Annotated in this window: 34 protein-coding genes; 19 read left to right on the top strand and 15 right to left on the bottom strand. The window is 71.3% G+C overall.

Features of this window, described 5'->3' with window-relative positions:
* The first annotated feature begins 25 nt into the window (after positions 1-25).
* The 16 genes from ACWGB8_RS01625 to ACWGB8_RS01700 all read left to right on the top strand — a co-directional run bounded on the left by ACWGB8_RS01625 (position 26) and on the right by ACWGB8_RS01700 (position 7,507).
* Positions 26-493, top strand: a complete 468-nt coding sequence (locus ACWGB8_RS01625; RefSeq protein WP_452209149.1) for a hypothetical protein — start codon at positions 26-28, stop codon at positions 491-493.
* Positions 494-512: 19 nt separating this feature from the next.
* On the top strand, positions 513-704 hold the full coding sequence (locus ACWGB8_RS01630; RefSeq protein WP_452209151.1) for a hypothetical protein: 192 nt from the start codon (positions 513-515) through the stop codon (positions 702-704).
* A gap of 9 nt (positions 705-713) precedes the next feature.
* Complete coding sequence (locus ACWGB8_RS01635) at positions 714-968, top strand: hypothetical protein (RefSeq protein WP_452209152.1); 255 nt, start codon at positions 714-716, stop codon at positions 966-968.
* Positions 965-1,261, top strand: coding sequence for a hypothetical protein (locus tag ACWGB8_RS01640; protein ID WP_452209154.1), 297 nt, complete (start codon positions 965-967; stop codon positions 1,259-1,261). Before ACWGB8_RS01635 ends, ACWGB8_RS01640 begins: the two co-directional genes overlap by 4 nt.
* Positions 1,261-1,572, top strand: coding sequence for a hypothetical protein (locus ACWGB8_RS01645; RefSeq protein WP_452209156.1), 312 nt, complete (start codon positions 1,261-1,263; stop codon positions 1,570-1,572). The genes ACWGB8_RS01640 and ACWGB8_RS01645 overlap by 1 nt, the downstream gene beginning before the upstream one ends.
* Positions 1,572-1,850 (top strand): hypothetical protein, encoded by a 279-nt coding sequence (locus tag ACWGB8_RS01650; RefSeq protein ID WP_452209157.1) that lies wholly within the window; start codon positions 1,572-1,574, stop codon positions 1,848-1,850. Before ACWGB8_RS01645 ends, ACWGB8_RS01650 begins: the two co-directional genes overlap by 1 nt.
* Complete coding sequence (locus ACWGB8_RS01655; protein WP_452209159.1) at positions 1,847-2,113, top strand: hypothetical protein; 267 nt, start codon at positions 1,847-1,849, stop codon at positions 2,111-2,113. Before ACWGB8_RS01650 ends, ACWGB8_RS01655 begins: the two co-directional genes overlap by 4 nt.
* Before the next feature lie 14 nt (positions 2,114-2,127).
* A complete protein-coding gene (locus tag ACWGB8_RS01660) occupies positions 2,128-3,579 on the top strand; it encodes a DNA cytosine methyltransferase (RefSeq protein ID WP_452209161.1) in 1,452 nt (483 codons plus the stop codon).
* A 55-nt stretch (positions 3,580-3,634) separates the two neighbouring features.
* Positions 3,635-3,964: a hypothetical protein gene (locus tag ACWGB8_RS01665; RefSeq protein WP_452209163.1), complete on the top strand. Its 330-nt coding sequence runs from the start codon at positions 3,635-3,637 to the stop codon at positions 3,962-3,964.
* Between the two features lie 57 nt (positions 3,965-4,021).
* Positions 4,022-4,420, top strand: a complete 399-nt coding sequence (locus ACWGB8_RS01670) for a hypothetical protein (RefSeq protein WP_452209165.1) — start codon at positions 4,022-4,024, stop codon at positions 4,418-4,420.
* A gap of 109 nt (positions 4,421-4,529) precedes the next feature.
* On the top strand, positions 4,530-4,715 hold the full coding sequence (locus ACWGB8_RS01675) for a hypothetical protein (RefSeq protein WP_452209167.1): 186 nt from the start codon (positions 4,530-4,532) through the stop codon (positions 4,713-4,715).
* Positions 4,716-4,958 (top strand): response regulator transcription factor, encoded by a 243-nt coding sequence (locus ACWGB8_RS01680; RefSeq protein WP_452209169.1) that lies wholly within the window; start codon positions 4,716-4,718, stop codon positions 4,956-4,958.
* Positions 4,955-6,016, top strand: a complete 1,062-nt coding sequence (locus tag ACWGB8_RS01685) for a hypothetical protein (RefSeq protein ID WP_452209170.1) — start codon at positions 4,955-4,957, stop codon at positions 6,014-6,016. The genes ACWGB8_RS01680 and ACWGB8_RS01685 overlap by 4 nt, the downstream gene beginning before the upstream one ends.
* Complete coding sequence (locus tag ACWGB8_RS01690; RefSeq protein WP_452209172.1) at positions 6,013-6,180, top strand: hypothetical protein; 168 nt, start codon at positions 6,013-6,015, stop codon at positions 6,178-6,180. The genes ACWGB8_RS01685 and ACWGB8_RS01690 overlap by 4 nt, the downstream gene beginning before the upstream one ends.
* 317 nt (positions 6,181-6,497) lie before the next feature.
* Complete coding sequence (locus ACWGB8_RS01695) at positions 6,498-7,163, top strand: hypothetical protein (RefSeq protein ID WP_452209173.1); 666 nt, start codon at positions 6,498-6,500, stop codon at positions 7,161-7,163.
* A gap of 53 nt (positions 7,164-7,216) precedes the next feature.
* Positions 7,217-7,507 carry a hypothetical protein gene (locus ACWGB8_RS01700; RefSeq protein WP_452209175.1) on the top strand — a complete coding sequence of 97 codons (291 nt, stop codon included), beginning with the start codon at positions 7,217-7,219 and terminating at the stop codon, positions 7,505-7,507.
* Between the two features lie 63 nt (positions 7,508-7,570).
* On the opposite strand, the gene ACWGB8_RS01705 is transcribed toward ACWGB8_RS01700, so the two are convergent.
* Genes ACWGB8_RS01705 through ACWGB8_RS01730 form a run of 6 tightly spaced genes read right to left on the bottom strand, consistent with a single transcriptional unit; the run spans position 7,571 to position 9,547 of the window.
* Positions 7,571-7,816, bottom strand: coding sequence for a hypothetical protein (locus ACWGB8_RS01705; RefSeq protein WP_452209177.1), 246 nt, complete (start codon positions 7,814-7,816; stop codon positions 7,571-7,573).
* Positions 7,813-8,154 carry a hypothetical protein gene (locus tag ACWGB8_RS01710; protein WP_452209179.1) on the bottom strand — a complete coding sequence of 114 codons (342 nt, stop codon included), beginning with the start codon at positions 8,152-8,154 and terminating at the stop codon, positions 7,813-7,815. Before ACWGB8_RS01710 ends, ACWGB8_RS01705 begins: the two co-directional genes overlap by 4 nt.
* The gene (locus tag ACWGB8_RS01715; RefSeq protein ID WP_452209180.1) at positions 8,151-8,432 is read right to left on the bottom strand and encodes a hypothetical protein; all 282 of its coding nucleotides are present in this window, start codon (positions 8,430-8,432) and stop codon (positions 8,151-8,153) included. Before ACWGB8_RS01715 ends, ACWGB8_RS01710 begins: the two co-directional genes overlap by 4 nt.
* Before the next feature lie 9 nt (positions 8,433-8,441).
* Positions 8,442-8,606, bottom strand: coding sequence for a hypothetical protein (locus ACWGB8_RS01720; RefSeq protein WP_452209182.1), 165 nt, complete (start codon positions 8,604-8,606; stop codon positions 8,442-8,444).
* Complete coding sequence (locus tag ACWGB8_RS01725) at positions 8,603-8,914, bottom strand: hypothetical protein (RefSeq protein WP_452209183.1); 312 nt, start codon at positions 8,912-8,914, stop codon at positions 8,603-8,605. The genes ACWGB8_RS01720 and ACWGB8_RS01725 overlap by 4 nt, the downstream gene beginning before the upstream one ends.
* Positions 8,915-8,923: 9 nt before the next feature.
* Positions 8,924-9,547: a hypothetical protein gene (locus ACWGB8_RS01730; protein WP_452209185.1), complete on the bottom strand. Its 624-nt coding sequence runs from the start codon at positions 9,545-9,547 to the stop codon at positions 8,924-8,926.
* 88 nt (positions 9,548-9,635) lie between these two features.
* Here ACWGB8_RS01730 and ACWGB8_RS01735 point away from each other — a divergent pair, with 88 nt between their 5' ends.
* The gene (locus ACWGB8_RS01735; RefSeq protein WP_452209187.1) at positions 9,636-9,863 is read left to right on the top strand and encodes a prevent-host-death family protein; all 228 of its coding nucleotides are present in this window, start codon (positions 9,636-9,638) and stop codon (positions 9,861-9,863) included.
* A gap of 303 nt (positions 9,864-10,166) precedes the next feature.
* Here ACWGB8_RS01735 and ACWGB8_RS01740 read toward each other — a convergent pair whose 3' ends face one another.
* A complete protein-coding gene (locus ACWGB8_RS01740) occupies positions 10,167-10,460 on the bottom strand; it encodes a DUF6907 domain-containing protein (protein ID WP_452209188.1) in 294 nt (97 codons plus the stop codon).
* A gap of 307 nt (positions 10,461-10,767) precedes the next feature.
* On the opposite strand from ACWGB8_RS01740, the gene ACWGB8_RS01745 reads away from it, so the two are divergent.
* Both ACWGB8_RS01745 and ACWGB8_RS01750 read left to right on the top strand, forming a co-directional pair.
* Positions 10,768-11,037 (top strand): hypothetical protein, encoded by a 270-nt coding sequence (locus tag ACWGB8_RS01745; protein WP_452209190.1) that lies wholly within the window; start codon positions 10,768-10,770, stop codon positions 11,035-11,037.
* 201 nt (positions 11,038-11,238) lie between these two features.
* The gene (locus ACWGB8_RS01750) at positions 11,239-11,559 is read left to right on the top strand and encodes a hypothetical protein (protein ID WP_452209192.1); all 321 of its coding nucleotides are present in this window, start codon (positions 11,239-11,241) and stop codon (positions 11,557-11,559) included.
* A 787-nt stretch (positions 11,560-12,346) separates the two neighbouring features.
* Here ACWGB8_RS01750 and ACWGB8_RS01755 read toward each other — a convergent pair.
* From ACWGB8_RS01755 to ACWGB8_RS01790, 8 genes are all read right to left on the bottom strand, one after another.
* Complete coding sequence (locus ACWGB8_RS01755; RefSeq protein ID WP_452209193.1) at positions 12,347-12,577, bottom strand: hypothetical protein; 231 nt, start codon at positions 12,575-12,577, stop codon at positions 12,347-12,349.
* A gap of 208 nt (positions 12,578-12,785) precedes the next feature.
* Positions 12,786-13,346 carry a hypothetical protein gene (locus ACWGB8_RS01760; protein ID WP_452209195.1) on the bottom strand — a complete coding sequence of 187 codons (561 nt, stop codon included), beginning with the start codon at positions 13,344-13,346 and terminating at the stop codon, positions 12,786-12,788.
* Between the two features lie 37 nt (positions 13,347-13,383).
* Positions 13,384-13,587: a hypothetical protein gene (locus ACWGB8_RS01765; RefSeq protein WP_452209197.1), complete on the bottom strand. Its 204-nt coding sequence runs from the start codon at positions 13,585-13,587 to the stop codon at positions 13,384-13,386.
* Complete coding sequence (locus ACWGB8_RS01770; RefSeq protein ID WP_452209199.1) at positions 13,587-13,991, bottom strand: hypothetical protein; 405 nt, start codon at positions 13,989-13,991, stop codon at positions 13,587-13,589. The genes ACWGB8_RS01765 and ACWGB8_RS01770 overlap by 1 nt, the downstream gene beginning before the upstream one ends.
* 3 nt (positions 13,992-13,994) lie before the next feature.
* Positions 13,995-14,225 carry a hypothetical protein gene (locus ACWGB8_RS01775; RefSeq protein ID WP_452209201.1) on the bottom strand — a complete coding sequence of 77 codons (231 nt, stop codon included), beginning with the start codon at positions 14,223-14,225 and terminating at the stop codon, positions 13,995-13,997.
* 3 nt (positions 14,226-14,228) lie between these two features.
* Positions 14,229-15,002: a hypothetical protein gene (locus ACWGB8_RS01780; protein WP_452209203.1), complete on the bottom strand. Its 774-nt coding sequence runs from the start codon at positions 15,000-15,002 to the stop codon at positions 14,229-14,231.
* An 84-nt stretch (positions 15,003-15,086) separates the two neighbouring features.
* A complete protein-coding gene (dnaB, locus tag ACWGB8_RS01785) occupies positions 15,087-16,463 on the bottom strand; it encodes a replicative DNA helicase (RefSeq protein WP_452209386.1) in 1,377 nt (458 codons plus the stop codon).
* Positions 16,464-16,484: 21 nt separating this feature from the next.
* Entirely contained in the window at positions 16,485-16,967 is a 483-nt protein-coding gene (locus ACWGB8_RS01790) for a hypothetical protein (RefSeq protein WP_452209205.1), read from the bottom strand.
* Between the last annotated feature and the right edge of the window lie 4 nt (positions 16,968-16,971).

Raw genomic sequence — 16,971 nt, forward strand, 5'->3', positions numbered from 1 at the left:
GCACCTGCACAGAACGGACCAGCCAATGACCGTCACCGATCGGATCATCCTCACCGGTATCGCCCTCACCGTCGCCGACATCACGCCGGCCGCGATCCGCACCATCAACCCGGGCACCGGCAGGTGGATCGACCCGGAGGTCTCCGGGCTTCTCGCCCAGGTCGACGAGACGGACCGGGAGATCGCCTACCGCAAGTGGGATCTGGCCCGGTACGGGGGCGCTTGGTCCGAGTACGCGCAGCTGGCCGCTGGGGCGCTGAAGGTGGCCCGACTGCGCCGGGCGGAGTTGGAGGACCGGCTGCTCGCCGAGTTCGTCCCGCCGACGGAACGCCGGGTTCACCCGGACACGCTCGACCTGATCGACCGCATTGCCGCCGGGATGCTGGCCGGCTGCCCGCACGACGCCGAGTTCGACGGCGACGGCGAGTGCCCGGAGTGCCGGGCGCAGCTCGACGAGGACGCGGCCGAGTACCGCGCGTACGCCTACCACTAGACCCGCGAGGGGACCCCTGATGAGCGCTTCGACCTTGCTGGCGCAGGCCGAGTTGTGGGCCGCCGAGTGCCGGGCGGCGCATGACGCCGATCCCAAGGACGCGGCCACCGCCGAGTTGTGGCTTGACGCCCTCGCTGACCTCCGCCGGGTTCGGAGCGAGATCGTCGCCGCCGCACTCGCCGGCCACACCACCTCCGCCCCGACCGCCTGAGGACCCGCCATGACCCAGCCCCAGCCCCTGACCGCCGAGCAGTGGAACGACCGCTACCCGCCCGGCACCCCCGTCACCGCCTACCCCGGCCTCCGCCCCGAGCACCCCGCCTTCGCCGAGTTCAAGTCGAAGCGCCTCCAGACCCGCACCCGCAGCCGGGCCTGGGCCCTCGGCCACGGCGAGCCGGTCGTCCTAGTCGACGGCTACGCGGGCGGCATCTCCCTGGAGCACGTCGACCCGCGCACCGAGGAGACCACCCGATGAGCCAGCCCCAGGACGCCGGCGTCGGCCTCCCCGATGCCCTCGTCGACTACTTCGCCCAGCGGGAGGACTACCGCGCCCGTGCCGTCGCCGGGGTCCTCTCCGGCCTCACCAACCGCGAGCGCCTGCTGGTCAGGGAGGCGGCCGTCATGGGCTGGGTGCAGGGCATCCGGCACCACGACCTGGCCTACCCCGGCGACCGGCAGGCCCTGACCGCCGTGGTGGACGCCTGCCTGAGCTTCCCGGACCTCTACCCGACGATCACCAACCACGCGTCCACCAACGAGGAGTCGTGATGACCCAGCCCGCCGCCCCGCTCGACCTCGACGCCATCAAGGCCCGCGCTGACGCGGCCACCCCCGGCCCGTGGACCGCCGACAGCCACGAGATCTACCAGGGCACCCCCGACGACTGCCTCCCCGATCCCACGTGGATCGGCGAGACGTGCAACGTCGACCTGCCCGACCACGGGGCCGCCAACGCCCGCTTCATCGCCCACGCCCGCGTCGACGTGCCGGCCCTGGTCGCCGCACTCTGCGTCGACGAGAGCACCGTCGCCACGCTCCTCAACCAGAACGCCCGCCTCGCCGAGAAGGACGCCGCCTGATGCACCCCGCCCTGCCCATCGAACTGCCTGCCGAGCCCCGACGCTTCCGCGTTCACAAGGACGGCTACGAGCCCCAGGACTGCACCCTCCACCCCGACGGCCGGATGAGCAGGGAGCTCTTCGGCCAGGCCCTGTGGAGCATGCTCTCGCTCGGCGACATGCTCGAAATGAACTGGGAGAACGCCGAGATCGAGTGGGACCCCGAGCGGGTCGAACCGCCGGCCGCGGTGGCGTTGGGCACCCAGCTCGACCTCCTCGCCGCGGGGGAGGGCCGGTGACCAGCCAGCAGCCCCTCCGCCAGCGCATCGACGCAGCAATCCGCCCGACCATGCTCATCGGCCTCCAGGACGCCGAGCTGTACGACGAGCCCGGCCGGGAGCGAATCGGCGAGTGGGCCGACTGGATCACCAACGCCGTGCTGGCCGTGGTCGAGGCCGAGATCGCCGCCCGCACCACGCCCAGCCCCGGCGGCTGCGGCTGCGTCACGTACGTCCACCCCGGCCACTACCCGTCCTGCCCCGCCCGCACCCAGACCAGCTGATCCAGGAGCCCTCGATGATCACCATGACTGACCTGTTCTGCGGCGGCGGAGGCTCCTCCACCGGCGCCGTCCAGATCCCCGGCGTCCAGGTCCGCATGGCCGCCAACCACGCCCGCAAGGCCGTCAACACCCACCAGGCCAACCACCCCGACGCCGACCACGACTGCGCCGACATCTCCCAGGTCGTCCCCGGCCGATACCCCGCCACCGACATCCTGTGGGCCAGCCCCGAGTGCACCAACCACTCCCGGGCTAAGGGCCGCCGCCGCGGCCACGGCGAGTACAACGACGGCCTGTTCGCCGCCGACGGCACCGACGAGGCCGCGATCCGCTCCCGCGCGACCATGTGGGACGTTCCCCGCTTCGCCGAGGCCCACCGCTACCCGATCATCATCGTCGAGAACGTGCCCGACGCCCGCTGGTGGGGGCCGGACGACATGCCCGGCGGCACCTTCGACGCCTGGCTCGCGGTCATGCGCTCCTGGGGCTACGAGCACCGCATCATCTACCTCGACAGCGCCCACGCCCAGGCCTACGGTCCCGGCAGTCGCTCCCGCCGGCCCCGCATGTACGTCAAGTTCTGGCGCAAGGGACACCGCGCACCGGACTTCGAGAAGTGGCTCCGCCCGTACGGCGACTGCCCGATGCACGGGCGCGTCCAGCTCATCCAGGCCTGGAAGCACACCAAGATGTCCAGCCCCGACCGGCCGTGGGGCGTCTACGGCAAGACCGGCCAGTACCTGTACCGGTGCCCCCGCGTCGAGTGCCGCAACGCCGTCGTCGAGCCGGCCGTCCGCTCCGCGGCCGACGCCATCGACTGGACGCTGCCCGCCCAGATCATCGGCGACCGCAGCCGCCCGCTGAAGGCCAACACCATGCGCCGCATCCGCGACGGCTTCGCCAAGTTCTCCCGCCCCCTCCTCGTGCCCACCGAAGGCCGCGAAGGCAAGACCGCCGACCCGGCCGACCGGCTTCTGCGGACCGTCACCACCCGCAACGAGACCGGCCTCGCCGTGCCGCCGTACATGGTCGAGCTGCGCGGCGGCGGATCCTCCCACCGCTCGGCCGCCGCCCCGATGTCCACCGTCACCGCTGGCGGCAACCACCACGGACTCGTCACCGCACCGGACCTGCTCGTCCCGTACTACAGCAACGGCAAGGCCCAGCTCGCCGCCGAGCCGATGGCCACCGTCACCACCGTCGAGCGGCACTCCCTCCTCGTTGGCGGCCGGGTTGCCGCGGTCGAGGACTGCCGGTTCCGCATGATCGAGCCGCACGAATACGCCCGCGCCATGGAGTTCCCCGACGACTACGTGTTCATCGGCGAGACGGCCGGCAAGCCCCCGACAAAGCGCCAGTGGGTCGAGATGGTCGGCAACGCCGTCACCCCGAACGTCGCTCGGGACCTGGTCGCCATGGCCGTCGAGGCCCTGACCGGCGAGGCCATAGAGCCCGCCCGCGCCTGACGCCCCGCTCGGCCGCCGGACCACCCGGCGGCCCCAACCCCCAGGAGCACCCGCCATGGGCATCTACAACAGCGCCGTCCTGCTGTACGGCGTCCCCCTCCCCGACACCCACGACGCCGCCGGATGGCAGGGCGAGGAACTGCGCGACGCCATCCTCGAACACCACGAGGGTGTCGGCCACGCCAGCGAGGGCCCCTACGACTGCGACACCACCTACCTCTGCACGGACTACTTCAACGCGGACATGGGCGAGACGGTGATCGTCACCCCCTTCGACCCGGTTGGGCAGGCCGAACGAGACGCGCGCCTGCGCCACGCCTGCCTCGAACTCGACTACGCCGACCACCCGGGCCCCGCCTGGCACCTGATCGCCGACCAGAGCTGACCACGCCCGGCCGGCCGCTCCTCCCCGGGCGGCCGGCCCCACCCCGAGGAGAACCCGATGCCCGACCAGCCCGCCGACCTGCTCACCGCCGCCGCCCGCAAGCTCCGGGCCGCCGCGACCCTCTACGGCGACCCCGGCCCGTGGACCGTCCACCAAGCGAACGGCTTCCTCCGCGTCGGCCCCGCCAACCCCCGGACCGGCAGGAACTGGTCGCCCCAGCCCGGCGCCGACCTCCCCGAGGAACGCCGCGACACCGCCGCATACATCGCCCTGATGCACCCCGGCGTCGGCCTCGCTGTCGCCGCCTGGCTGGAGCGTGAGGCCGAGATCTGGACCGCCTGCGAGACCGCCAAGGCGGAGGTCGCACCCGCGGGCTTCAAGCTCTCGTGGGGCATCAACACGCATGACCAGGCGCTCGCGGTGGCCCGCGCGGTCCTCGGACAGGACGGCGGGTGACTGTCCTGCTGGTCGTGGGCGGCGGCCTGCTGGTCGCCGCCTCCGCCCTCACCGCCCTCGCCCTGTGCCGCGCCGCCGGACGCGGAGACCAGCCCGAAGGAGACCGGACGTGAACCCCTGGACCCTCCTCGCCACCTGCGGCCCGGCCGCGGTGCTGTCCGTGTGGTGGCTCCACCGCATCGGCCGCCGGACCGCCGTCTACGTGCCCCGGCCCCGGCCCACGCAGGCCGACTGGGACGCCGACTTCGACGCCATCGTCCACGCCTACCAGACCACCAGCACGAAGGAGCGGTAGATGCCCGTCACCGCCCGCCCCGACCAGCCCCTCACCCCCGCCGAGGTCGACACCCTCGCCCTCTACGCCGACGGCTCCACCATGGCCGAGATCGCCGCCGAACTCGGCCTCACCTACGACGGCGTCGCGTCCCGCTTCGCGTCCATCCGCCGCAAGCTCGGCGCCCCCACCAACCCGAACGCCATCGTCCGCGCCCACCGCACAGGCCAGCTCCACCTCGGCCCCGTCAGGAGTGCAGCATGATCCCCGAGCAGGAGACCTACCAGCAGCAACTCGCCCGACAGCTCACCGACGCGCGTAACGCATTGAGCATCGCCGAGGACGAGCTCGCGAAGTGGCGTCGGCGCGCCTTCGACGAAGCCGCGCTCAAGCAGCGCTCCGAGACCGCCGAGGCCCGACTCGCCGCCGTGACGGCAGAGTGCGAAGGGGCCGTGGAGGGCTGGCGCAACGAGTCGGCGATCTGCTCGGCCCGCATCGCCGCCGTCCGGACGCTCCACCGTCCGGCGCCATGCGGCAACGCCGACTGCTCCGGCCAGTGGTGCATCGGCTGCGACCCCGAGGGGCTCGACTCCTGCGACGACCACCCGTGGCCGTGCCCGACGATCCGCGCCCTCGATGGCGACACCCCGGCGGACGTCGAGATTCGGCTCGCCAAGGCCGAGGTGCCCCCGGTCGAGCCCGCCCCCAACCACCAGGGCCAGGACGCCCGGTCGATGCTGCTGAACCTGCTCGCCCAGTGGGGAATGAAGAGCGGCAACGGGTCTCGGTCCGTCGTGGACGAGTTGCTGCGCAGGCATGCAGTGGAGGTGGCCGCGAGCTTTGCCCGGCAGGTTGACCGGGCGCTGCCTCAGGTCGGTGCGGCGTTCGTCTGCGAGCACCGGGACCCGAAGAAGCTCGGACACCGCCCCGGGTCGGGCCTGGCCTTGTTCTGCCAGTGCGGCGAGCAGGTCAGTCCTGGTCTCCGGCAGGAGTCCGCCCGCGATGGGGAGGCCGGGTTCCGGGTGGTGACGACGGGCCCGGTGGAGGAGGTTGCCGCGGAGCCGGTGACTCTCGGCCGGCTGAAGACGCAGTTCTTCAGCGGGCCGGCGGATCGGGGCGGGTTCGCGGCCGGGCAGGTTGGGGAGTTCTTCGGGTTCCCCCTGGTGCCGGACGGCAGCCTTCCGGCGGGTGAGGTGCATCTGCGTCCTGCCGTCGCTCAGCAGGGGCAACCGGATGACGGCACCGGGTATGCGGGTGAGTCGGACCGGCTGCCGGACGGGTCGTGTCCGGAGTGGTGTCGGTGCCACGGGATGGTGCCGTGAACGGCTTCGACGCGTGGTGGGACGGGGCGTCGGAGGAGGAGCGGGCGGAGTACCTGAGCGGGCAGGGTCTGCTGCCGTCGGTGGGTGAGCCTGCTCCGCCGCTTCCCAAGCGGGTGGAGAACGTGATCGCGGACTTGTCCGGCTACGGGTTGCCCGAGTTGTGATCGTCTTGCTGCGCCCGGCCACCATAGCCGGGCGCTTTCGCGTGGTGGGGGACGGGTTGTACTCGGCGAGGAGCCAGGCGAGTGGTTCGGCGTCGTCGAGGCGTTGCTGGCCGGCGGGCTGCCGAGTCGGGAGCGGTGGGCGCCGCCGCCGCGTCCGGTGGGGTGGTCGGCGACAGTGCAGTGGTGGGGGTCGCACCAGGTGGGGTGGAGGGTGGTCACGACTCCCAGGCTAGTCGCACGTACGTTCGAATGCGCGGATGGGGGCCAATCCGCCGGAACCCGGGACGCCCGCCCCGCGCCACTGCCACCATCCTCCGGTGAACTCTGAACTCATCAGCGCCGCGATCGGCGCGGCCGGCGGTCTTGTCGGCGGCCTGGTTGCCGGCTCGTTCGCCCTCGGGGCGGCCCGGGTGCAGGCCCGACGGGCCGTGGAGGCCGCACTTGCCACGGCCCGCAGCACGTACCTCGCGCCCATGGACGTTGCACAGCGCACGGCGCAACGGCAGGTGTACGAGCGGTTCCTCAATGCAGCGCAGGACTTCGCTGCTGCCGCGGCCCGGATCGCGGTACCGGCGGAGGAACTGGACCAGGCGGCGGTGAACGCCTTCGAACGCAGGCAGGTCTTGAACTCCGAGTGGGCAGATCCCCTTCGCGCACAGCTGTTCATCGACACCATAGATCTTCGGCACGCTGCGCAGCATGTGGCGATAGAAGGGCCGGCGCCCATCGTCACCGCGTCTCGGGCCATGCTGCAGCTTGCCGAAGAGTTCGTCCGCACGTCCGCCAGGGCCGGGCACGTCGACGATGACGAGTCGGGCGTTCCGGACCCGCCGGAGCCGTTCAGGCATCGCCGACTGGCGGGACGCTTGGAGTCGCAGGTGGAGGCGTTCCCTGCCGTTGCAAGTCAGGCGTTGAACAGTCGGACGGCGGGCGGGGAGGCGGTGTTGGCGGGGCAGGTGGTCGGGCAGCGCCGGAACTCTTGACTCCGCAACCCGGCCGGTCGATCATGAGCCACCCCCACCACGGAGGAGCCCGCATGACCGACCTCACCGTGACCGTCACCCCCGGCGCCGAACCCTGCCCCACCTGCGGCACCACCCTCGTCCTCACCGCCCACGTCGCCATCGGCGACGGCTTCGACCTCCACCTCTGCCGACACTGCGACACCGGCCCCACCACGGGCGGCCGGCTCCTCGCCATCATGGGCCTGCCGTTCGGCGAGCACCCGGAGGACCTGTTCCGCGAGTTCGCCACGGCATGGCTGCACGAGGGCGCAGCGCGGCATGGCTGGTATCAGGTACCGCATCAGCGCGACCCGGCCGGGTAGCGGCGGGGAACGACGAGAGCCCTGCCGCGTCGGGCGGCAGGGCTCTTCAGGCGCCTAGGCTCGTCACTCTCTGTGGCACGCACATACGCAAGGCGCCCGGCAGAATTTGCACACTGCGGGGACCTTCTGGCCGTTGCTGCCGGTGTTCGACTTGCAGTAGTCGTGCTCGCGGTGGAGGCAGCCGGTCGACAGGTACCGGTGCTTGCCGTCCCCAGGGTCGGCGGACGCGAGCATCTCGGCGATCGTGAGCTCGTCGAAGTTCTCCATGAACCAGCGGGCCCGCGGCGAAAGGTCATCCCAGGCGTTCACTGCCACTCCTCGTCGTCGGGGCCGACGCCGTTCCAGGGCGTGCAGTTGTCCTCGTCGAGGATCGCGGCAAGGTGCTCGGTGAACCTGGCGACGTCCCACAGTTGCCCGCCGGCGAGGGTGCGTTCGGCGGCCTTGGTGAGGTTCTGGGTGGCGATGTCGAGGGCGCGGTCCCAGTAGCGGGTGCCGGGCAGGTACTGGGCGATGACGGTGCCGTTGTGGCTGAGGGTGGTGCCTTGGGTGTGGCCGATGTCGTGGGAGGTGAAGTCGATGGTGGCGGTGGGCGGCTGGTCGGGGTGGGCGTGGAGGTCGATGGCGTGCCGGACCCGACCGGTGATCACTGCGGCTCCTTGCTGGCCTGGCGGGGCGCGAAGTCGAGGGTGGCGTGCCACATGTCGTTCGGGTCGAGGTCGTACCGGATCTCGGTGACCTGGTAGCGGGTGTCGCGGTCGCGGTCCTTCTGGAGGAGGAGGTAGTCGCCCTGCCGGATGTGGCCGCCGATGGGGCCCCAGCCGGAGACTTTGAGTCGCTGGCCGCCGTCGATGGTCTGGGTGATGGAGTAGTCGTGGCCCCAGGTGCGGTGGCCGGGGCCGTAGTTGTGGGTTCTCGGTTCGGTCACTGCTGCTCCTCAGAGGGGTCGGCCGTCGCAGTCGGTGTAGCCGTCGGCGGTGCGGTGGGGGTGGATGCAGTCGGAGTGGTCGGGTTCGGTGTCGGCGAGTTCCCACTGGTTGGCGTGGGTGCTCCAGTAGTAGTCGCGGCCGTCGGCGGGCGGGAGGCTGCCGTCGTAGATCACTGCTCCACCTCCGGCTGCAGGAGGTCGGTGGCGGCGTCACGGATGCGGGCCGGCTTGAACCAGTAGAGCGCGTCGGGGTCGATCAGGTCGGCGACCGTGCCGATCAGGGGTCGGGCCGCGGCGAGGTGTTCGGGCAGTCGGTCTGCGGCTTGGCGTTGCTGGGTGGCGGCTTCGCGGAGGATGTGCGCCTTGATGGCCGGCCAGTAGTGGGCGAGGTATGCGGCGGCTTGGTTCTGGCTGAGGACGATGCCGGTCGGGTCGGTGTAGACGAGTTGGGTGACGGCGGCGGGGATGTCGTCGGGGTTCACTGCTGCTCCTTAGGCGGGGTGGCGGATGATGCGGGGGCCGGCGTCGATTTCGGCTCGGCGTTCGAGTTCGGCGGCCCAGCCTTCGTCGCTGTTGCGGCGGGCGACGGTCCGGTCGATGGCTTCGCGCAGGGCGGCCTGGGCGGCGGTGTCACGCCGTTCGGCAAGCACGTGCTGCAGCTTGTCGAGCCGGTCGGTCTGCTCGTCAGCTGCGCCCACTTGGACAGCGGCCGCGCCGACCCGGCCCCAGTCGAACAGCAGCTCGCTGACGGTGGCGTAGGCGTCGAGTGCGCGCCTGGCGCTGTGGTTCAGCTGGCGGCGGTGGCTGGCGAGGCTGTCGTGCTGGTTGGCGAGCGTCTTCTGGTCGCCGGTGAGGTTCTCGTACCAGCCGTAGTAGGCGGCGCCCTTCGGGATGTCGCCGAGCTGGGTGCGCAAGTTCTTGATCTCGCGGTTGAGGCCGGCGCGGGCGGCCTTGAGGATCACGGGGATGAGGGTGCGGGCCTCGGCGAGCTCGGCTTCGGTGAGCCAGTCGGCCGGCTTGTTGCTGACGCGCTCGCTGGGGAGGCAGGCAGTACGGACGGAGTACTCGGCTTTGGCGGCCCATTCGTCGCGGGTGGGCCAGGTGCGCTGCGCCATGGGGACCTCCGAGGGTCGGGGCGGCTCGACCCATCAACGGTACATCGCGTCCTTATGTACATCAAGGCGGATTGCTAACATCGACGCCATGGACTCCAACACTGCAGACCAGCCCATCGCCGTGGCCCGCGCGAACATCTCCGAACTACTCGCCTCGGTCCGCCTGCTGCGCCGCACTTACTTCCTCACCAGCCGCGGCAAGCGCCAGGCCGCCGTCGTACCCGCCGAACTCGGCGAACTCGTAGAACAGGCCGGCGGCCCGGACGAGGCCATCAAGGCCCTCACCGAGCAGCTGGCCCAGCGAGGCAACACCTGAGAGGACCGTCACCGCACCCGCCGGCTCGGCCTGAAGGTAGACACGGGCGGGGGCAGCCTCGGCCTGTGCCACCCACAGGAGCCCCTCGCGTCCGTCCGCGAGGGGCAGCGGGACGGGTTCGGTCTGGTGGTACCAGTACGTGTCGGTGACGCAGTGGCCTCCGAGGGCCGGGCAGTTGTACGTGCGCATGGCTGACCTCCAGGTACGGCGAAGGCCCCGCCGGGCAGCGGCGGGGCCTTCGGTGTGCGGGCATGAAGAAGCCCCGGCCGCGGTGCGGTCGGGGCTCGCAGGGGGACGGCGGGTTCAGGCGGTGCGGCGGGCCTTCACGAGGCGTGCGGCCTCGACGATCAGGCGGCCGGCGAAGCCGACGAGACGGCCGGCCAGCTTGAGGGCCTGGCCGGCGCTGAGGCTGGCGGTGTCGCCTCCCCAGCCGAGGACGAGGAGCGGCACGCCGTCTTCGTACTCCTCCAGGCGCACGTCGACGATCGGGGTGCCGCCGACCTGGTGCGGGGCAGGTACGGCGTGGAGGGTGCCGTGGTGGATCCAGTGGTCGCCGGTCTGGGTGCAGTGGCCGGCGAGGCGGGGGCAGTGGGGCAACGGGTCTCCCTGGAACGCGAGAAGGCCCCACCCCGCTGTGGGGGTGAGGCCTTCTGTGGGCATGGGAAAGGCCCCGAGCCAGGTGGGCTGCGGGGCCTGCATTGTTGTCGCGGATCATGGGCCGCGTGCGACGCGGGCAGCGTAGCGGAATCTCGTTTCACGGGGAAGGCCCCGCTGTCTGACGCGGGGTGGGACGCGCGGCGGACGTGGCCGCGATTGTAGCCAGGAGTTCCGGCAGACCGGAAGACTTCGCGGACTCCTCCCCCGCTGCGCCCCGTCTGTCAGCGCCCGGGCCTAGGCTCCGCTCATGAGCAGCTACAGCGGGCCCGCGGAGATCATCGCGGGCGACATCCAGGCCCCCGCCTACGTCGACCTGAACTCGTACGACTCCGGCGGCTTCCGGGCGTGGAGCGGCACGATCGACGTGGACACCGACGGCGACGCGTGGGCCGTGTTCCAGGCCAGTCAGATCGTGCTGTGCCTCCCCGACGGCCGCGAGGGCAACGTCGTCGCCACCAACCTTCAGGCCGGCTCGACGGGCATCGCGGTCATCGGCAGCGGCCCGGCGCCGTTCTGACCGATGGAGCTGCCCAGTTCGCAGGGGCCCGGGGAGTGCCGCGAGTGCGGTAGCCGCGCCCGGTACATCTGGCCGGGCGGGCGGTGCCGGCCGTGCTGGGAGGTTCAGCTTGAGGCTCGGCGCCGGCGTGCCGCGGCGGGCCCGACAGGGTTGTACCGGTGCTTCGACGCGGACGGGTGGCTGCTGTACATCGGCACGAGCTTGGATCCGGAGCGACGTTTTCGGGATCACGCGAAGTGGTTCGGCTGGTGGCCGGCGGTGGCGCGGACGGAGGTGGAGTGGCTGCCGTTCGGGCTTCCGGAGTCGATGTATGCGGAGCATCTGGCGATCTGGCTGGAGCATCCGGCGTGCAATGCGGGGCCGGGGGTGGTGTCCGTGGAGGCGGGTCCGGTGATGGAGGGCGGGACGTGGTGGGACCGTGGGGCGCAGTTGCGGGAGTGGCGGCGCTGGTTCGCGGTGTGGCGGGACTGCCAGTTGCAGCCGGAGGAGTTGGAGGCGCGGGAGTCTGCGCTGCTGGCGTGATCGCGCGTCACAGGTTCATCACTTCGGCCACGGGGCGCTCACGCGATTGGGAGGCTCGGCGCGTCCGTTCTCTCGGAGCCGAGGAGCAGCGCGTTGTCACAGCCGAACTTCCCTCCCCCGTACGGTCCTCCGCCGGGTCCGCAGCAGCAGACGCAGGTGACGAAGCGGGGTGCGAACCATGGCCTGCACGTCCTGCTGACGGTGTGTACGTGCGGGCTGTGGGCCATCACTGGGTGGCCGATCGCGGCGGCGATGGGCCGCAAGACGAAGACCACCACGATGACGCAGCCTGCAGGCGGCCCGTACGCGGCCCCGCAGCCCTTCCCCGGACATCCAGTCCAACCGGGTGGTTACGGGCCGCCACAGGCCGGTTCTTGGGGCGGGACGGGGCAGTTCCCGGCGCAGGGGCAGACGCCGCGTCCGGGGTGGGGTCAGCAGCCGCCGCGGCAGTGAAGTCTGCGCGGGATCTGGACGATCGAGTTCCGCGGGCGTAGCGTTCCAACGCCTGAGGAGCACGGTGGCGGCGCGCCAGCCGGCCACAGCGCTGCGCCCCGACGTGACCACACCACGTCGGGGCGCTGTCGCGTTCGGGCGGGTCGGGCCGGCAAGGGCGGGAAAGGTGCTGCGCAGGATCTGGACGATCCGGTTCCGGAAGCGTAGCGTCCCCGCCAGGGGGGCCAGCCGGACGCCAGGCTCGTTGGCGACCGGACCCCGCGGTGCCGGAATTGCCCGCCGGACACCACGACTACGCCCCGCCGCTCCCAAGTGCGGCGGGGCGCAGTACTGCTCAGGAACGGGTGGCCAGCACCGACGCGAGCGGGCCCTCGATCATGCGCCCGTTCTGGTCCTTGAACGTGAACCCCATGCCGGCATCGAAGGCGAGCAGCTTGTCGAGGGGCTTGGGCTGGTCTGCGATGAACTTCCGCGGGCCCAGGTCGAACGAGCCGTGCTGGACGTCGTGCCATCCGTCGGCCAGAAGAACTCCGGTCACGTTCGCTCGTGTGATTGCGATGTCCATGTCTCAACCTCCAAGTAGTAGCGCCCGGTTCGGGCCAGGCGGACGCTACCCGCGCCCAGCCAGGTCGGCCACGGGCTGCTGATGGTGTGATACAAGCCCCGACACCTCTGGACTCGGTGATCGCCAGGGCGTAGCGTCTGCGGCGAAGACCGGCAGCCTCCCACTGCGGCGCCCCGACGTTGTCACACCACGTCGGGGCGCTGTCGTGTCAGGGCACGATCCCGATGAACTCCGCGCCCTTGCGGTTCGCCACGATCACGTGGAACACGTGGCCCGCGGCGCAGTACATGTCCACCCACACGTCCCGGGCCCGCCCCGGATCGGCATCCGCCCGAGCCGGCTGCTCATCCTCGCCCGGCAAGCCGCGCTCCACGCCCGCGTCGGCGCAGCGCGGACAGTGGACCTGCCACAGGATCGTGTCGGAGCCGTCACTGTCCGGCCGGAGCGTGGCCGCGTGACTCGCTGGCACGTGAATCACGTTGCCCTGGTAGTCGAGGTGGTCGCCGACGTGGCCGGCCTCCAGCTCGCACGAGGCGGTGTCCGTCTCGGCTTCGCACGTCAGGTGGACGCCGTGGAGGCGGAACGCCGCGACAATCGCCGGGTCGCCCTTGAACTCGTTGAGGGACTCGTGCTCGGTGTCCCAGTCGCCGTCGAGGAGCTTGCCGATCAGCTCGCCGAGGACGCGGGTCTTGAGCTCGTCGGTGGCGCCGGAGTCGATGAGTGCCTGCGCGACGGGGTTGAAGATGCCGGTGGCTGAGGCCCAGCCCATGATGGTGCTCCTTCGGGTCGTTCGGGGTGGGGAGGTGCTACGCGCCGGGGCGGTTCAGCTCCAGCTCGCTGCCATGGCAGAGGACCGAGCCTATGAGCCAGCCGATCTGGTTGACAGTCCACCGGTAGTCGGTCAGCGGGCCGGGCGGGACCTCGTCGACGATCCGGCCGGTACGCCCCGCAGCGCGGGGGTCGTCGACGCAGGACACGATCAGAACCTCGTCACCAGCGTTGAAGGCCATCAGAACCGCCACCATCCGTCGTAGCCGTCCGGGACCGCCGGGTAGTTTGCGAGCATCGGCTGCAGGACGGCGAGGTGCTCCTCCATCACCTTCGGTTCCTGGGCGCCCCAGTACCGGGCGCCGTCCCACCGGCCGTGGCAGTCGCCCCCGTACCGGCCGTCGAGGTCGGCGGTGAGGATCGCCTGCTGGTCGGTGATGTCGATCTGGTCGACCATGTGGTGGCGCCACAGGCCGAGCGTGCCGATGCAGGCTCGGGTGGTGCCGTCCTTGCGCCGGAACCAGAGGGCGTTGGCCCCGCCGCCGAGGTACCAGCGGTCGCCTTGCGGGCCTTGCTTGGCGGTGATGGTGGCGAGGTCGATGGCGAACGGTTTGTCGGAGATGCGGAACTTGTCACTGCGGATCATTGGTCAGGTCTCCTTCCGGGTGCGGGCGGCGAGGAGGAGGTCGGCCGCGGCGTCCACGCCGTCGGTCTCGTTCGGAGAGACGTCGGCATTGCGGAGCATCTCCGCGGCTTCGGTGAGCACCGTGTACCGGACCTGTTCGGCGTAGTCGTCGAGGAGGTCGCCGGCCTGGTCGGGGAGCATGAAGCTGACGTGGAACGCCCGCTCGATCCGCTCCCGCGGGGAGCGCTTCGGCATCGGTCAGCCCTCCTTCCGGCGCCAGGCGGACAGCGAGCAGTTGATGCCCGACCACGACACGTGCCGCGGCGCGACCGACACCTCGTCCCACTCCGCGTGCAGCAGCTCGTAGAACCCGTCGTCCGCGGTACAGCCGCCGTAGCCCTCCCCCGCGTAGATCAGCAGGCCGCCGTCGTACGCGCGCAGTGTCTCCTCGGCGTGCTGGCCGCCGTACGGGGGCCAGACCATGAGCAGCGCCCGGTCCTGGTGCGCGCGCACGGCCTCGGCGCCACCCTGCTGGACGTCGGCGTACGGGCCGTGCTTGCAGTACTCGTTGCCCGCCGCGGGAGGGTTCGGATCGTACGCGGCGACGTCGACGCCGGCCTGCTGCAGCTGCCACGCCCAGTACCCGGTGCCCGCGCCGATCTCCACAACCGACCGACCGGCGAGCTGTTCGACGATCCAGTCGACGTCGCCCGGCGTGATGATCGACCAGGCGTAGCGGGAGGACAGGTCACCGCGCCGCGGGTCGTCGTCGAGGGCCCGCTGCCGGTTGATCGACCAGGTCGACAGCTCGGGCTCCAGCGTGCCGTACCGCCACGAGGTTTCGGCGGGCATGAGCCGGACGATCTCCCACAGCGGGTTGGGCCGGCCTTCGGGGGTGCGCTGGTCCTCGGGGCTGCCGGCGATCCGGGCGGCGGGCGTCTCGAAGCGGTGCCGGTGCGTGTTGTCCCACAGGGCGTGGAGGCGGGCGACGGCCTGGTCGGCGTAGGGGTCGGTGTGGAGGGCGAGTCCCATGCGGGTCTCCTTTGCGGGGGTGTGTGGTGGATTGTTCCAGCCGCGGGGGCACACGGGTACCCCCGCGACAGATGTGACGGCAGGTCAGTGCTCGGCGGCCATGTCCACGAAGTGCGAGTAGTGGAGCTGGTTCGCGACCGTGATCGTGCACGTCGGCCCGTTCCGGTGCTTACCGACGATCACGTCGACCTCGCCGGCCCGCTCCGACTCCTTCTCGTACGCGTCCTCACGGTGCAGCAGGATCACCATGTCCGCGTCCTGCTCGATCGACCCCGACTCACGCAGGTCCGACACCACCGGCCGCTTGTCGGTGCGCTGCTCGGGACCACGGTTCAGCTGTGACAGTGCGATCACCGGCACGTTCAGCTCCTTCGCCAGCGTCTTCAACCCGCGGGAGATCTCCGAGACTTCCAGCTGCCGGTTCTCGGCCTTCCCGCCACCGGACTGCATCAGCTGCAGGTAGTCCACGACGATCAGGCCGAGCTTGTGCCGCGCGGCGAGCCGGCGGGACTTGGTGCGGATGTCCATACCGGTGAGGTTCGACGACGCGTCGATGTACAGCGGCGCCTCAGTGATCGCCGGGAGGTGGCGGGCGATCCGCGTCCAGTCGTCGTCGGTGAGCTCACCCGAGCGGATGTGGTCGAGGAGGACTCGGGCTTCGGCAGACAGGAGCCGGTCGGTGATCTCGCTTCGGTTCATCTCCAGACTGAAGATCACCGTGTGGATGCCGTGCCGGATCGCCGCGGCCCGGGCGACGTCCAGCGCCAGCGTCGACTTACCCATACCCGGCCGCGCCGCGACAACGATCATCTGGCCGGGGCGCAGCCCGCCGGTGAGCTTGTCGAGGTCCGTGAACCCGGTCGGAACGCCGACGAGCTTCCCGCTGGTGTCGCGGCGGGCTTCGAGCTCGTCCAGGTGCCCCTCCATGCTGTCCGCGAGCAGGACCATGTCCTCGTCGGCGTGCTCGTCAGCGACGGCGAACAGCTCGGACTGCGCCGCGTCGACGATCTCCTGGACCTCGCCCTCGCCGGCCCGGCCCATCGCCGCGATCCGGGTACCCGCCTCGACCAGGCGCCGCAGAACGGCCTGCTCGTGGACGATCCCGGCGCAGTACACGGGGTCCAGGGCGGTGCTGGCGGTCTGCAGCAGCTTGTGCAGGTAGCCGGGCCCGCCGCACCGCGCCAGGTCGCCGGCCTTGGTGAGCTCGGCGGCCACGGCGATCGGGTCGGTCGGCTCGCCGCGGGTGAACAGCCGGACGATCGCCAAGTGGATCGCCTCGTGGGCGGGCCTCAGGTAGTCGCGAGGCTTGAGGACGGTGCACACGTCGCCGACCTTGTCGCGGTCGAACATCATGCCGCCGACGGTGGCTTCCTCGGCCCACAGGTTGCTGGGCCCGCCGTCGGGAATGTCGTCGGCGTCGTGGTTGTCGGGCTGGTCGGGGTGGGGCTTGACGAGGTGCATGGTCACTGGGGTCTCCCGGGGTCAGGCCGCGGCGCGGGCGTCGGGGTGGCAGTCGGGGCAGGGCCGGCCGTTGTGGGTGCGCCAGCGGCGGTTGTGGGCGGCGAAGGGGTTGCGGTCGAGGCAGGGCTGGCAGGCCGGCGGGAGGCTGCCGCGGCAGCCGTGGACTTCGGCGTACGGTCGGAGGTTCGGAATCCGGCGCTTGGCGAGCACTTCGACCGGATTGGTCATGCCGCCCGGGTTCGTGCAGAGCTCGTTGACGAGTTGGTCGTCGAGCTTCCAGCCGAGGCGGTGCGCTGCGGCGGCGAGCCGGGGGGCGAGGGCTCGGGCGTCGAGCGGGCCGAGGGTCCAGGGGTCCGGCAGCCGGGCGAGGAGGAGTCTGGCGCGGTTGATGTTCTGGTTCGAGTCCTCCTCCTCCAGGTCGTCCGGAGGGACGGCGGGTCGGGTCTGCCGGGTGGGGGGACGGGAGGAGGAGGGGTATTGAGGGATAGGAGGGTTAGGGGTCACCTGA

Source organism: Kitasatospora sp. NPDC054939 (genome assembly GCF_053610105.1).